Raw genomic sequence first — 14,501 nt, forward strand, 5'->3', positions numbered from 1 at the left:
GGGCCATCACCAGTAGATGAAGACGCTGAAGACATGGGCGGTGATCGCGGCGATGAGCGCGATGGTGGTCGGCACGTGGACCGCCAGCCAGACGCTCAGCCAGGCCCGGATCTGCAGGTGGCGACGGACCTGGGCGAGGGCGGCGGCCTTGCGCTGGAGCAGCTCCTCGATCCGGTCGAGCATCTGCAGTTGGACGTCCGTCGCCTGGCGACGCAGGCCACTCAGGCGTGACAGGGCGCGTCGGTTGCCGCAGCCCCCGCGTCCGCCCGACAGCCGCCGCCACAGGTGGCCGCCGACCCGGCTTTCGTCGAGCGACATCTGTACCACCCGCGCCTGCGCCTCGGACAGCGGCTGTGCGGCATCGTTGATCTGCCGGTCCAGCGCCTTGAGCGTCTCCAGCATCTGCTTCTGGGTCGTCTCGCCGCGGTTGCGGCTGAGGTAGCGCGGGAGGATGGCGTAGACGGTGATGCCGAACAGGCCGGAGACGACGACCAGAACCATCAGGCCGTAGGCCAGGGTGTGGACGTTCCAGCCGAACTGGAAGCCCGAATGCAGGGTCGCGACCACCATGACGGCCAGGCCCAGATAGACGTGGGCCGACACCCAGGCCTTCAGCGACCAGTCGCCCGAAGTTATGGCGCGCTTTCGCAGGCCCAGCAGCGTCAGCCAGAGCACCAGCAGCGCGGCGACGGTGCCGGCCACATAGCCGAAGACGCTGCCGCCGTTCGGCCGAGGTTCGGCGTCCATCAAAAAATAGGCCGCGATGGCGATCACACAGAGGGCACCCGCCCGCCAGGCCCAGCGAAAATTGCGGTAACCCAGGAAGCCGTCGTGCTGGCCGGGATTGGAGCGTTCGCCTGTTTTCGCTGTCTTCGCCAAGGGTCTAGTCGCCCCTGTTCATGCGTTTGACGGTCAGGAACTCTTCGGGCGAAACCCGGATCGCCGCCCCGGTCGGACAGGCGCGCACGCAGGCCGGGCCGCCCGCCTTGCCGATACACATGTCGCATTTGATGGCGACCTTGGGCGGTTCGGCGCCCTTGGCCTTGTTCTTCGCACGCCAGGCCTTGTCGGGCTCGCCCGGCCCGGGTCCGACACCGAACAGCAGCCAGGAGATCAGGTCCGGCTTCTTCGGCGGCCGCGAGTCCATGCGGATCACGTCATAGGGACAGTTCCGCTGGCAGTTGCCGCAGCCGATGCAGGTCTCGTCGATAAAGACCTCTCCGTCCGGCCCGCGATGGATCGCATTGGGCGGGCAGTCGGTCATGCAGTACGGATGTTCGCAGTGCCGGCACGAGGTCGGCACGTGCAGATGGGCGTAGGTTCGACCGGCCTCGCGATCCAGCCGCGACAGGCCGTCGTGAACGTCGGCGCAGGCCTTCTCGCAATTGTCGCAACCGATGCAGAGGGTTTCGTCGATCAGAAGGACGTCGGTGGCCTCGCCGATCCCCTGGTCTACCAGGAAGTCGGCCACGGCGCTGTACATGTCGACGACGTCGCCGAACTTGCCCTTCTGCTCCTCGATATAGCCGTTGACCTTGCGACGGTCGGCCATGTCGGCGCGGAGTTTCTCCTCCAACTCGGGCTTGCGCTTCAGCAGGGCGCGGAAGCGATCGCCATCCAGTCTGACGACTTCGGAGCGGATCGCGGCCTGGACCGTGGCGCTGCGCCGGCCGCCGTCGACCAGCGCCATCTCCCCGACGTAGGAGCCCGCCGGCAGATAGGACAGGAAGACCGGCTTCCCGCCGATCTCCTTCTCGACGACCATGCTGCCCGAGCGGACGACAAAGATGTCGTAGCCGTCCTCGCCCTCGCGGATGATCGCTTCGCCGGTCTTCACCTGAAGGATTTCCGCCGTTTCCAGCACATCCGTCAGATCGGCGGGCGTCAGGCCCGAGCCGAACATCTGCAGCAACTGGCGCTCGGTGGTGATGCGGTTGACCGTGTCGCGCGCCTCCTTGACCGAGGCCATCAGGCGCAGGGCCGCGATGCGCGGAATCTCGAGCAGGATTGTGGGCTCGGCCGCCCGCACGGTGGCCCCCCGGGGGCGACCGGAGATGAGGCCGACCTCGCCGACGATCGATCCCGTCGGGATCGGGACGGTCATCCGCCTCTTGCCGGCACCGACCTCGACCTCGACCGAACCGGAGGCGATCCCGAACAGCGAGGAGCCGACGGAATTGCGCTTGAAGATGACGGCGCCCGGGTTGAAGGCGCGCACGTCTGAATCGAGCAGGAATTCCCGCATCTGAAGCGGCGACAGGCCGCGCAGGATTTCGATCTCCTGGCGCAGGAACTCCAGCCACTGGGCGACTGACCGGTTGCCGGGCAGTCCTTTGAGCCGGGCTTCCAGAATGGGTTCGTCGGCCGGCTTCAGATCGACAGCACCGCCGATGTATTCGACGACGTCATAGCCCTGGTTGATGCAGTGTTTGATCAGCGGATAGCCGGCCAGGGCCCCGATCACATAGATGCCGGGCACGGTACTTTCGAACGTCGGCGACAGTTTGGGGAAGGCCTCGCGCGCGGCGCTGGTGAACTCCAGCCCGATCGACTCCACGAATTTGCGCGGCGGGGCCGAGCCCAGTCGGGCGATGACCCGGTCGCACTGGAATCGGGTCGCGCCTTCCGGGGTGTCGACGGTGATCCAGCCCGGCTCGATCAGGGTCGTTTCTGCCGTGGTCAGCAGGGTGATGTGACCCGCTTCCTGCGCCGCCAGAAGGGCCTTGGCATTGGCCTCCTTGGCCCGTGCGAAGTCGGCACCGCGGTTGACGAGGGTGACCGTATTGCCTTGCGCCCGGTCGGCGATGAGGCCCAGCGCGTTCTCGATGCCCGCATCGCCGCCGCCGACGACGCAGATGTGTTCGTCGACATATTCGGCGGGGTCGTCGAGCTGGTACTGGACGTGGGAGAGGCCGCCGCCCTCGCAGGACATGAGGTTCGGGTTGCCCTGGGTGCCGATGGCCAGGACGATCGTCTCGGCGCGGACCACGGAGCCGTCGGACAGGGCGATGCTGAAATTGCCCCTGGTGCCCGTGATGGATTTCACCTCGGCGTGGTAGCGGACTTTGACCTTGTGCTTCGCCGCCTCGTTCGACCAGGTGTCGAGTATGGTCTCGCGCTTGCCGGGCTCGAAACTGACATCGGCGCGCACGACCAGCTGGCTGGGCGTGGCCATGATGTGTTTGCCGCGCTGGTAGCGGAATATGGTGTCCGACAGGTGGTCCGACTTCTCGAGCAGTACGTGGCTCACGCCGCGCGCAGCCGCGTGCGCGGCCGCACTCAGGCCGGCGGGCCCAGAGCCCAAGATGGCGATCCGATGGACCCCCTCCACCACGTCCCCCCAATGTAGCGCCTGGACGACAAGCGGCGCATTTTGCCGCTACGGTCCATCCCCCGCGCAGCTTTACCATAGGGGTGCTGCTCGCTACAGTACAGGTCGGGCGGTGGAGCATACTGAATGAGCGCGGAAATCGGCCAGCTGGCGCTGATCCTCGCCTTCATGCTCGGACTGGTCCAGGGGGTTGCTCCCCTGCTGGGCGCGCACCGCGGCGATCGCGTTCTCATGTCCCTCGGACGGGCCTCGGCCCTGCTGCAGATGGTCTTTGTCGTCCTGGCCTTCGGGGCTCTGGCCACGGCCTATGTGACGATGGACTTCTCCGTCGAACTGGTCGCCAAACACAGTCACAGCACCCAGCCGCTGCCCTATCGGATCGCGGCCACCTGGGGGAGCCATGAGGGCTCAATGCTGCTGTGGGTGCTGATTCTCGCCCTGCACGGCGGTGCCATCGCCTTCTTCGGACGCACGCTGCGCGAGACGCTGCAGGCCCGGGTGCTGGCGGTTCAGGGGATGCTCAGCGCGGCCTTCCTCGGCTTCTGCCTGTTCACCTCCAACCCGTTCTCCCGGCTGAATCCGATCCCGCTGGACGGGACCGAGCTGAACCCGCTGTTGCAGGACCCCGGCCTGGTGATGCACCCGCCGCTCCTCTACCTCGGCTATGTCGGCTTTTCGGTCGCCTTCTCCTTTGCCGTCGCCGCCCTGATCGAGGGCCGGGTTGATGCGGCCTGGGCGCGCTGGGTCCGTCCATGGGTCTTGTCGGCCTGGATTTCGCTGACCGTCGGCATCGCCCTGGGCAGCTGGTGGGCCTATTATGAGCTCGGCTGGGGCGGCTGGTGGTTCTGGGACCCGGTCGAGAACGCCTCGCTGATGCCGTGGCTGATGGGCACGGCGCTGCTGCATTCGGCCCTTGTGCTCGAAAAGCGCGGTGCCCTGATCAGCTGGACCATCCTGCTGGCCATCCTGACCTTCTCGCTCAGCATGATCGGCACCTTCCTGGTCCGGTCCGGGGTCCTGACCAGCGTGCACGCCTTTGCCGTCGATCCCGAGCGGGGTGCCTATATTCTGGTCTTCATCCTGATCGCCACCGGTTCGGCGCTCGGCCTCTATGCCTGGCGCGCGCCGGCGATGCGGACCGGGGCCTTGTTCTCGCCCCTGTCGCGCGAGGCGGGGATCACCGTGAACAACCTGTTCCTGCTGGCGGCCACCGCCACCGTCTTCCTCGGCACCTTCTATCCGGTGTTCATCGATGTGCTGAACGGCGACAAGATCTCGGTCGGGCCGCCCTACTACGCCATGACCTTCGCCCCGCTGTTCGTCCCCCTGCTGGTGCTGGTGGCCTTCGGGCCGATGCTCAACTGGAAGCGCGATACAGCGCGGGCGGTGCTGATGCGGCTCCGCTGGCCGATCGCTGTCACAACCATCGCGGCGGGCGTCGGGGTTGTGGCCTTCGGTATCGCGAAGGTCGGTGCGGCGCTGGGCATCGCGCTCGGCGTCTGGCTGATCGCGGCCGCCTTCATGCTTCTGGCCCGGCGCTGGGGCATCGGCCGCAAGGGGGCAGAGACCGGACGACTGATCCGCACCACGCCACTGGCTTTCTGGGCCGTTGCGGTGGCCCACGCCGGCCTGGGTGTCACCACCATTGGCGTCACGGCCATGACCGCCTGGACCGTGAGCGAGGTCGTGACCATGGTCCCGGGCCAGACCATCGAGTTCGCCGGCCGGCGCGTCACCCTGGATGCGCTCGGGCCCGGGACGGGGCCAAATTACCAGGCGGACCAGGCCCGGTTCCGCATCGAGGGCGGCGGGCAGCCGTTCCTGATGCTGTCCGAGAAGCGTTTCTATCCGTCCAGCCAGACCCAGACCACCGAAGCGGGGATCCGCGGCGAGGCGATGGGCAATCTCTATATTTCCGTCGGTGAGAGCGCGACCCTCGGCGGTGCCACCGTGCGGCTCTGGTGGCATCCCCTGGTCGGCTGGATCTGGGGCGGGGCCCTGATCATGGCCTTCGGTGGCGTCCTGTCGCTGTCCGACCGCCGTACCCGGCTTGGCATGCCTGTCCGCAAGGCCGCACCGGCCAAGGCAGGGAAGGCGGCGGCATGAGGCGGCTGGCCTTCATCGTTCCCATCGTGCTGTTCCTGATGGTCGCGGCAGCCCTCGGTCTGGGCCTGCGCCGTGACCCCAGCATCCTGCCTTCGATGCTGATCGACCGGCCGATCCCGACCTTCGACCTGCCGGGCCTGACGCCCGAGGACACCGTGGGGCTGGCCTCCTCGGACTTCACCGGCAAGCCGGTGCTTCTGAACGTCTTCGCCTCCTGGTGCGTCGCCTGCGTGATCGAGCATCCGATGCTGCTGCGCCTCCAGTCCCAGGGCGTGACCATCCATGGACTGGACTGGAAGGACGAGCCCGCCGACGGGGCCGCGTGGCTCGCCCAGCGCGGCAATCCCTACACCCTGATCGGTTCGGACCCGCGCGGCCGCACCGGCATCGACTTCGGCGTCACCGGCGCGCCCGAGACCTTCGTCATCGACGGGCACGGCCGGGTTCGCTACCGCCACGTCGGCCCGATCACCCCGGAGGTCTGGACGGAGACGCTGCAGCCGATGCTGGCTCGACTGGAGAACGAGACATGAAACGTTTCGTCCTCGGCCTGTTCTGCGCCCTGTTGATCGCCGGACCCGTTGCGGCCGTGCTGCCGGAAGAACAGCTGGCCGATCCGGTGCTCGAGGCGCGGGCGCGGGCGATCAGTCAGGAACTGCGCTGCGTCGTCTGCCAGAACCAGTCAATCGACGACTCGGACGCGCCGCTCGCCGCCGACCTGAGGGCCATTGTGCGGGAGCGGCTGTCAGCCGGGGACACCGACGCGGAGGTGATGGCCTATATCGTCGACCGGTACGGCAATTTCGTCCTGCTCAAGCCGCCGCTGGACCTCGAGACCATCCTGCTGTGGAGCGCGCCGCTGCTGGTGCTGATCCCCGGCGGCCTCGGCCTTGCTCTCTATCTGAGACGTCGCAGCCGCGCCGGCGGCGCCGATCCCGCGCCACTGTCGGCCGAGGAGCGCCGCGCGCTCGCAGACATTCTGAAAACCGGTGACGCGCCATGATCCTCTGGATTGTCCTGACCCTGATGATCGCCCTGGCCGTGGTCGGGCTGGCCATACCGCTGATCCGTCCGGGCGGCGTGCTGGACCGACGGACCACTTCCGCCGAGGTGCTCAAGGCGCAGCTGGCCGATCTCGACCGGCAGGCCGAGGCGGGCACGGCCCCGGCGGAGGACATTGCGGCCCTGCGTCTGGAGGTCGAGCGTCGCGCCCTGGCTGAGGGAGTCGAGGCGACGCCCACCGGCCGGCCTTTGGGTGAGAAGGCCCTGATGCGACTGGCATTGGGCCTCGCAGCGGTCGTGGCCCTGGGCGGGGCCGGTCTGTACGCCCTTCTGGGACGGCCTGATCTTCCCGGCGCGGGCCCTCGCAGCGCAGCCATGGCCGCGGCTCCGGCGGATGCGGCGCATGACGGCGCGGACGTCCAGGCCATGATCGGCCAGCTCGAAACCCAGCTCAGGCAAACGCCGGAGGACGTCAACGGCTGGCGGCTGCTCGGCTGGTCCTATTTCCAGACCGGCCGGTTCGCCGATGCGGCTGAGGCCTATGGTCGTGCGGCGACGCTGGAGCCGGCAAACGCCGAGCATTTCTCGGCCCAGGGCGAGGCCCTCGTTCAGGTCGGAGGCGGGCAGGTGACGCCGGCGGCCCTGACCGCCTTCCGCGGTGCATTGCGTGCGGACCCGCAGGATCCCCGCGCCCGCTATTTCATAGCCGTCGAGATGGACCAGCGCGGCGAGCGCGAGGCGGCGATGACGGCCTGGATCGACCTGATCAATTCGGCCCCGGCCGGCGCGCCCTGGGCGGCCGAGGTCCGCACCTTCGTCGAGGATCTGGCGCGTGAGCGCGGTCAGGACATCTCCAGCCGCCTGCGGCCCGCGCCGGCGGGATCTGCGGCTCCGGCGGCGGTTCCGCCCGGGATCCCCGGACCGACAGCGGCCCAGGTCGCCGAGGCCGGTTCGATGTCCGAGGCGGACCGACAGGCGATGATCCAGGGCATGGTCGGGGGGCTCGAAGAGCGGCTCCGGACCTCGCCGCGGGATCGCGACGGCTGGGTGCGGCTGATGCGGGCGCGGATGGTGCTGGGTGACGCGGCCGCGGCGACGACGGCATATCGCAACGCGATGCGCGCCTTCACCGGGTCTCCGACCGAGCAGGCCGCCCTGACCGAGGCGGCGCGCGGGCTGCGCGTACCGGGCGCCTGATCAGACGGACTAGCGCGCGGCGCGACCGCGCGTGACAAATAACAGCGTTCCGGTTCAAGGTGCCGCGCAGGCGGGGGCTGGGCGCAATGACGGTGTCATCGATAGGGGACGCGATCCTGCCGGCGGTCGCCCATCCGCTGGTGGCCGGAGCGCTTCTGGCCGGCGGGCTGATCGTCGTGCTGGCCGCCATGGCGCGGCGCCGTCGCCGGCCCGTACCGGGCCATCCTGCCGCCTCGCCGGAACAAGCCAATCCCGTAGCGCTTTCCCCATCCGCCCGGTCCGTGCCCGCGCCGGCCGCCGCTCCCGTATTGGAAAAGACGATGACCAAGGCCTCGGATCTTTTTGTCGCCTGTCTGGAAGAGGAAGGCTGCGAATACGTCTTCGGTGTGCCGGGCGAGGAGAACCTCGATTTCCTCGACAGCCTGTCACGCAGCCGGAAGATCAGGCTGATCCTCACCCGGCATGAGCAGGGGGCGGGCTTCATGGCGGCCACCTATGGCCGGCACACGGGCAAGGCCGGTGTCTGTCTGGCGACCCTGGGACCGGGCGCGACCAATCTGGTGACGGCCGCCGCCTATGCCCAGCTGGGCGGGATGCCGATGCTGATGATCACCGGGCAGAAGCCGATCAAGTCGTCCAAACAGGGCCGGTTCCAGATCCTCGACGTGGTCGACATGATGCGGCCGATCACCAAATTCACCCACCAGCTGGCCTCGGCCGACAACATCCCGGCGAGGGTGCGCGAAGCGGTGCGGCTGGCCCAGGAAGAGAAGCCCGGCGCGACCCATCTGGAGTTCCCCGAGGACGTCGCCCACGAGCAGACGACCTCGCCGGTCATCGTCGCCAGCCAGGTGCGTCGCCCGGTGGCCGACGACAAGTCGATCCGCATCGCCGTCGATCGCATCGCGCGGGCGAAGTCGCCGCTGTTGATCATCGGGGCGGGCGCCAACCGCAAGCTGACCAGCCGGATGCTGACTGAACTGGTTGAAAAAACTGGCATTCCCTACATCACTACCCAGCTGGGCAAGGGGGTGATCGACGAGCGCAATCCGAAATATCTGGGCTGCGCGGCCCTCTCCTCCGGCGACTTCGTGCACCGGGTGATCGAGGCGGCTGACGTCATCATCAACGTCGGCCACGACGTGATCGAGAAGCCGCCCTTCTTCATGAAGCCGGGTGGGTGCGACGTGATCCACATCGGCTTCCGGACGGCCGAGGTCGATCCGGTCTATTTCCCGCAGATCGAGGTGGTCGGCGACATCGCCAATGCGATCTGGCAGATCAAGGAGGGCCTGGCGGCCCAGCCACACTGGACCTTTGAGTCCATGGTCCGCGCCCACCGGGCGGAACTGGATCACACCGCCGCCGCCGTCAGTGACATGCGCTGCCCGGTCTATCCGCAATATCTGGTCGATCAGGTTCGCAAGGTCATGCCGTCGGACGGCATCCTGTGTCTCGACAATGGCGTCTACAAGATCTGGTTCACGCGCAGCTATCCGGCGCACATGCCCAACACCTTCCTGGTCGACAATGCGCTGGCGACCATGGGGGCGGGCCTGCCGTCGGCCATGGCCTCCAGCATGATCTTCCCGAACCGCAAGGTCATGGCGGTCTGCGGCGACGGCGGCTTCATGATGAACAGTCAGGAGCTGGAGACCGCGGTGCGGCTGAAGCTCAACCTCGTGGTGCTGATCCTGAACGACAACAGCTACGGCATGATCCGCTGGAAGCAGGCCAATATGGGCTTCGAGGACTGGGGCCTGACCTATGGCAATCCGGACTTCGTCAAATACGCGGAGAGCTATGGTGCCCATGGCCACCGGGTGACCTCCGCCGAGGGCCTGCCGGCGCTCCTGAAACAGTGTCTTGATACGCCGGGGGTGCATGTGGTCGAGGTGCCTATCGACTATGCCGACAACGACCGCATCCTCAACAAGGATGTCCGTGAACTCAGCGCGGCCTTGCCGGTTTAACCTCCAGTCCCCCGCCGGAGCCGTCCCATGCCGTCCCTCAAAGCCTCCTATCCGCTCTATCTGGCCAATGAGGCGCTGACGCCCAACCAGGACCTTGAGGTCACCGACAAATACACGGGCAAGGTGGCGACGCGGGTGGCCATGGCCGATGCCGCCACGATCGACCGTGCGATCGGCGCGGCGGTCAGGGCGACGGAGCCGATGGCCCGGATGGCGGCCTATGAGCGGCAGGCGGTGCTGGCCCACTGCGTCAAACGCTTCCAGGAACGCTCCGACGAGTTGGCCTATGCCCTGTGCATCGAGGCGGGCAAGCCGATCAAGGACTCGCGGGGCGAGGTGACCCGGCTGATCGACACCTTCCGCATCGCCGCGGAGGAGTCGGTGCGCATGACCGGCGAGGTCCAGCCGCTGGACATCTCGGCCCGAGCCAGGGGCTATCAGGGGATGTGGAAGCGGGTGCCGATCGGGCCGTGCTCCTTCATCTCGCCGTTCAACTTCCCGCTCAACCTGGCCGCCCACAAGATCGCGCCGGCGCTGGCCGTGGGCTGTCCCTTCGTGATGAAGCCGGCCTCGCGCACGCCGCTGGGCGCCCTGATCATCGGCGAGGTTCTGGCCGAGACCGACCTGCCCAAGGGGGCGTTCTCGATCCTGCCGGCGACGCGCGACGGGTCGGACCTGTTCACGACCGACGACCGGCTGAAGCTGCTGTCCTTCACCGGCTCGCCCGACGTCGGCTGGGCGCTGAAGGCGAAGTCCGGCAAGAAGAAGGTGGTGCTGGAACTGGGCGGAAACGCCGCCGTCATCGTCGACCGCGACAGTGATCTGGAGGATGCGGCCGAGCGGATCATCTTCGGCGCCTTCTACCAGTCGGGCCAGTCCTGCATCGGGGTGCAGCGCATCCTGATCCACGACGACATCTACAGCCCGATGCGCGACCTGCTGGTGAAGAAGGCGCGGGCCCTGATCTGCGGCGATCCGCGCGAGGAGACCACCTTCATCGGTCCCATGATCGACGAGAAGGAGGCAATCCGGCTGGAGACCTGGATCCAGGAGGCACGCGCTGCCGGGGCGACGGTCCTGTGCGGCGGCAACCGCACCGGTGCCATGCTGGACGCGACCCTGCTGGAAGGCGTCGGGCGGGGGCTCAAGATCCGGGAGGAGGAGGCGTTCGGACCGGTCGCCATCCTGTCGCACTTCTCGGACTTCGAAGCGGCCCTGGCCGAGGTGAATGATTCAAAATTCGGCCTGCAGGCAGGCATCTTCAGCCGCGATATCCACAAGGCCATGCGGGCCTGGGACGTGCTGGAGGTCGGCGGCATCCTGATCGGCGACGTGCCCAGCTACCGTGTCGACAACATGCCCTATGGCGGGGTCAAGGACTCCGGCCTCGGCCGCGAGGGCGTGAAGTTCGCGATGGAGGACATGACCGAGATCCGCAATCTGGTCATTCGCCAGCGGCCCGTGGAGAGTGCTCCGGCGGCCGCGCCGCGCGCCGCAGCGCCGGAGCCGGCCCAGCCTTCGCCATCTCCGGCCGGTCGCACAGGCTGGTTCGGAAGGAAGACCTGAGCGCGCGTCTGCCTCCGCCCTTGGCAACGGTCCGCAGAATGAACTCTTTGTCACGCGGCAGCAGGTTGTGGCGCTTCCGTGACTGGGCCATGGTCTCACTCGTTCGGGTTGGAGCCCTGAGGGAGAGAAGCATGCGTTTCCGTATGATGTTGGCCGGCGTGGCGGCGGCCGGTTTGATGGCGTTTCCGGCGATGGCCGAGGACGGCCAGTATGCGCCGCAACTGACCCGGATCATCGGCGAGGCCGCGCAGGGAACCTGCCTTGCGGCCCTGATGGCACAGCCGCTGCTTGACGCCTGCAACGGCCAGATTGCCGCGATGTCGCCGGGGCTCCAGGCGCTCGGCCCGATCGAGACAATGACCTTTGTAAGCGCGCAGGACACGCCCGAGGGCAAGGTCGAGACCTACAGCGTGAAATTCACCAGCGGCCGGACGATGAACTGGTTCATCGGCCAGGAACGCGACGGCAAATTCAGCGTCGTCGGCGCCGGAGGCTAGAGCCTTGGTTGCGGCCGCTGCCGCGGCGCTATGGCTGGCCGGACTTGCGGCGGGGCCGCAGACGCCGCCGATCTTCAATCCCGGTGCGCCGGGTGCGTCCTCCCGCGTCATCAGCGCCGCGGAGGCTGTGGAGCTCGGTCGCACCAGCTTCACGGCCGATGATGTCGCCTTCATGCAGCATATGATCGTTCACCACGGTCAGGCCGTGGAGATGGTCGAACTGCTGCGGACGCGGGGCGTCCATCCGACGGTGCGCCGGCTTGGCCAGCGGATCGCCATGAGCCAGGAAGCCGAGATCGCCGTCATGCGCGGCTGGCTGACGGATCGCGGGCAGCCGCTGGAAATGCCGGGCATGGGCGGCGGGCATGCCGGGATGGATCACTCGGCCCACGCCGGCCACGCCATGCCGGCCTCCGACACACCCATCATGGCCGGCATGCTCTCGCCGGCGCAGATGCAGGCGCTGGCCGCCGCCAGCGGTCCGGCCTTCGACCGCCTGTTCCTCGAAGGCATGATCCGGCACCATCAGGGGGCGCTCGACATGGTCGACGCCTTGCTGGCCAATCCGGATGCAGCCGAGGATACGATGTTGTCCGACTTCACCACCTCTGTCGTCGCCGACCAGTCGGCGGAAATCCTGCGTATGCAGTCCCTTTTGTCTGACCTCTGAATCCCTTCCCGAAGGACCGGCCATGAACGTTCGCAGCACACTGCTTTCCACTGTCGCCGCCCTCGGGCTGGTCCTGGGGGCCAATGCCGCCGCGGCCCAGTCCAGCGGGCCGGGCGACGCCCAGGTCATCCAGGCTGACGGCCGCAGCACCCTGTCGGCCGGGCTGGCGGACGCCGGTCAGCTGGCGTCGGGCATGGTGCTGGAGCATTCCATCGGCATGGCGCCGGGGTTTGCAGATCCGGACATCGGCTTCTCGCCCCCGACCAGCCGCGAGGAAGGTGAGGCCATGATGGCCCGCGCGCGCGGCAATCCGAACTTCAGCCCGCTGGGGCGGGCCAACACCGACATGGCGGTGTCTGACGGCAAATTGTTCGTCGGCAATTTCAACGGTTTCAACGCCTATGACATCTCCGGCGACGGCGCGCCGCAGCTGGTCATGTCGGTCGTCTGCCCCGGTGGTCAGGGCGACGTCTCGGTGCACGGCGACCTGCTGTTCATGTCGGTCGAGGAGAACCGGGGTCGCCTGAACTGCGGCGCCGCGACCAATGAGGACGACGTCGTCAGCCAGCGGTTCCGCGGCATCCGCATCTTCGACATCAGCGATCTGAACGCTCCGCGCCAGATCGCGGCCGTGCAGACCTGCCGGGGTTCACACACCCATACGCTGGTCCCGCATCCGACCGACGCCAATGTCCTGTACATCTACAACTCGGGCACGGCGGATGTCCGCGGCGCGGCGGAGCTGGCCATCTGCACCGACGGCCAGCCGGACCAGAACCCCGAGACCGCCCTGTTCTCGATCGATGTGATCAAGGTCGAGCTGAACCGCCCGCAGGACGCGGCGATCGTCAACCGGCCGCGCATCTTCGCCGACAGCCAGACCGGCCGCGTGGCGGGTCTGTGGCGTGGGGGCCGGGCCGGCATCGCCAGCCAGAACACCGCCCAGACCAACCAGTGCCACGACATCACCGTCTTCCCCGAACTCGGCATGGCGGCCGGTGCGTGCAGCGGCAACGGCATCCTGCTGGACATCTCCGATCCGGAGAACCCGCGCCGGACGTCGGACATCTTCGACCCGGACATGGCCTACTGGCACTCGGCCACCTTCAACAATACCGGCGAAAAGGTCGTCTTCACCGATGAGTGGGGCGGCGGCATCGGTGCCCGTTGTCAGGCCACGAACCCGGCGACCTGGGGCGCCAACATGGTCGCGACCATCGAGAACCGGACCCTGGCGGGCAAGAGCTTCCACAAGCTGCCGAGCGCCCAAGGCGCGACGGAAAACTGTGTCGCTCACAACGGGATGATCATCCCGGTGCCCGGCCGCGACCTGATGGTCCAGGCCTGGTACCAGGGCGGCGTCTCGATCATGGACTTCACCGATCCGGCCAAGCCGGTCGAGATCGCCTTCTTCGACCGGGGACCGATCGACGCGAGCCGGCTGTATGTCGGCGGGTCGTGGTCGGCCTACTGGTTGAACGGCCGGATCTATTCCAGCGAGATCGCGCGTGGTCTTGATGTGCTGCGTCTGGTCCCGAGCGACCAGCTGTCTGCGGCTGAAATCGCGGCGGCAGAGGCTGTGTCCCTGGAGACGATCAATCCCCAGACCCAGACCCGGATCACCTGGGCCGATACGCCCGACGTCGCCGCCGCCTATCTGGATCAGCTGACCCGCGCCGGCGGCGTGGAGGCGGACCTCGCCGGCCAGGTCCAGACCGGAATCGATCAATGGCGGCGTGGCGGTCGCGCCGACCGGCGCGGCGCGGCGACGCTCGCCGGCCTTCTGAACGAGGCCTCGGGCAAGGCTACCGGGTTGAACAAGACCCGGCTGAAATCCCTGGCCGATCTGTTCGAGCGTCGCGGCCGCTAGAAAGCGGACCGGACGGCGACGGGCGGTCGAACGGCCGCCCGTCGGGTCTCAGGCCCTGATCCACGATTCGGCCTCGCCCGGCAGTCGCCCATGACGGCGATTGCCGGGCAGGATGGCTTGCGCTCCGGCTCCAATCTTACCGTGCACGCCATAAAAGAGTGGGCGGAGAGTCCTCGCGAAAATCCCGGCCAACCCGAAAATGCTGCACTAGCGAAGAGCTTCGAGAGGCAGTAAATTTACGGTGAAGGCGCTGCGAGAGCGATAAAATACCCCCGTATCCGTCGTTTCC

Annotated in this window: 11 protein-coding genes; 9 read left to right on the plus strand and 2 right to left on the minus strand. The window is 67.6% G+C overall.

From position 1 onward, the window contains the following. Positions 1-6 precede the first annotated feature (6 nt). Together KB221_07055 and KB221_07060 are read right to left on the minus strand one after the other, a co-directional pair. Positions 7-879 (minus strand): hypothetical protein, encoded by an 873-nt coding sequence (locus tag KB221_07055; protein ID WIY70771.1) that lies wholly within the window; start codon positions 877-879, stop codon positions 7-9. A gap of 4 nt (positions 880-883) precedes the next feature. Beyond that, a complete protein-coding gene (locus KB221_07060) occupies positions 884-3,331 on the minus strand; it encodes a cyclic nucleotide-binding domain-containing protein (protein ID WIY70772.1) in 2,448 nt (815 codons plus the stop codon). A gap of 126 nt (positions 3,332-3,457) precedes the next feature. On the opposite strand from KB221_07060, the gene KB221_07065 reads away from it, so the two are divergent. The 9 genes from KB221_07065 (at position 3,458) to KB221_07105 (ending at position 14,212) form a co-directional block, all read left to right on the plus strand. After that, a complete protein-coding gene (locus KB221_07065) occupies positions 3,458-5,437 on the plus strand; it encodes a heme lyase CcmF/NrfE family subunit (GenBank protein WIY70773.1) in 1,980 nt (659 codons plus the stop codon). After that, on the plus strand, positions 5,434-5,970 hold the full coding sequence (locus KB221_07070; GenBank protein ID WIY70774.1) for a DsbE family thiol:disulfide interchange protein: 537 nt from the start codon (positions 5,434-5,436) through the stop codon (positions 5,968-5,970). The genes KB221_07065 and KB221_07070 overlap by 4 nt, the downstream gene beginning before the upstream one ends. After that, a complete protein-coding gene (locus KB221_07075; GenBank protein WIY70775.1) occupies positions 5,967-6,440 on the plus strand; it encodes a cytochrome c-type biogenesis protein CcmH in 474 nt (157 codons plus the stop codon). The genes KB221_07070 and KB221_07075 overlap by 4 nt, the downstream gene beginning before the upstream one ends. After that, positions 6,437-7,636: a c-type cytochrome biogenesis protein CcmI gene (gene ccmI / locus KB221_07080; GenBank protein WIY70776.1), complete on the plus strand. Its 1,200-nt coding sequence runs from the start codon at positions 6,437-6,439 to the stop codon at positions 7,634-7,636. The genes KB221_07075 and ccmI overlap by 4 nt, the downstream gene beginning before the upstream one ends. 86 nt (positions 7,637-7,722) lie before the next feature. Further along, positions 7,723-9,609, plus strand: coding sequence for an acetolactate synthase large subunit (locus tag KB221_07085; protein WIY70777.1), 1,887 nt, complete (start codon positions 7,723-7,725; stop codon positions 9,607-9,609). A 27-nt stretch (positions 9,610-9,636) separates the two neighbouring features. Then, positions 9,637-11,175 carry an aldehyde dehydrogenase family protein gene (locus tag KB221_07090; GenBank protein WIY70778.1) on the plus strand — a complete coding sequence of 513 codons (1,539 nt, stop codon included), beginning with the start codon at positions 9,637-9,639 and terminating at the stop codon, positions 11,173-11,175. Between the two features lie 131 nt (positions 11,176-11,306). Further along, on the plus strand, positions 11,307-11,672 hold the full coding sequence (locus KB221_07095) for a hypothetical protein (GenBank protein WIY70779.1): 366 nt from the start codon (positions 11,307-11,309) through the stop codon (positions 11,670-11,672). A gap of 4 nt (positions 11,673-11,676) precedes the next feature. Beyond that, entirely contained in the window at positions 11,677-12,342 is a 666-nt protein-coding gene (locus KB221_07100) for a DUF305 domain-containing protein (protein ID WIY70780.1), read from the plus strand. Positions 12,343-12,364: 22 nt separating this feature from the next. Further along, positions 12,365-14,212, plus strand: coding sequence for a hypothetical protein (locus KB221_07105; protein ID WIY70781.1), 1,848 nt, complete (start codon positions 12,365-12,367; stop codon positions 14,210-14,212). Positions 14,213-14,501: the final 289 nt, after the last annotated feature.

The organism is Aquidulcibacter paucihalophilus, from assembly GCA_030285985.1.
In the GTDB taxonomy this organism is placed as follows: Bacteria; Pseudomonadota; Alphaproteobacteria; order Caulobacterales; family Caulobacteraceae; genus Brevundimonas.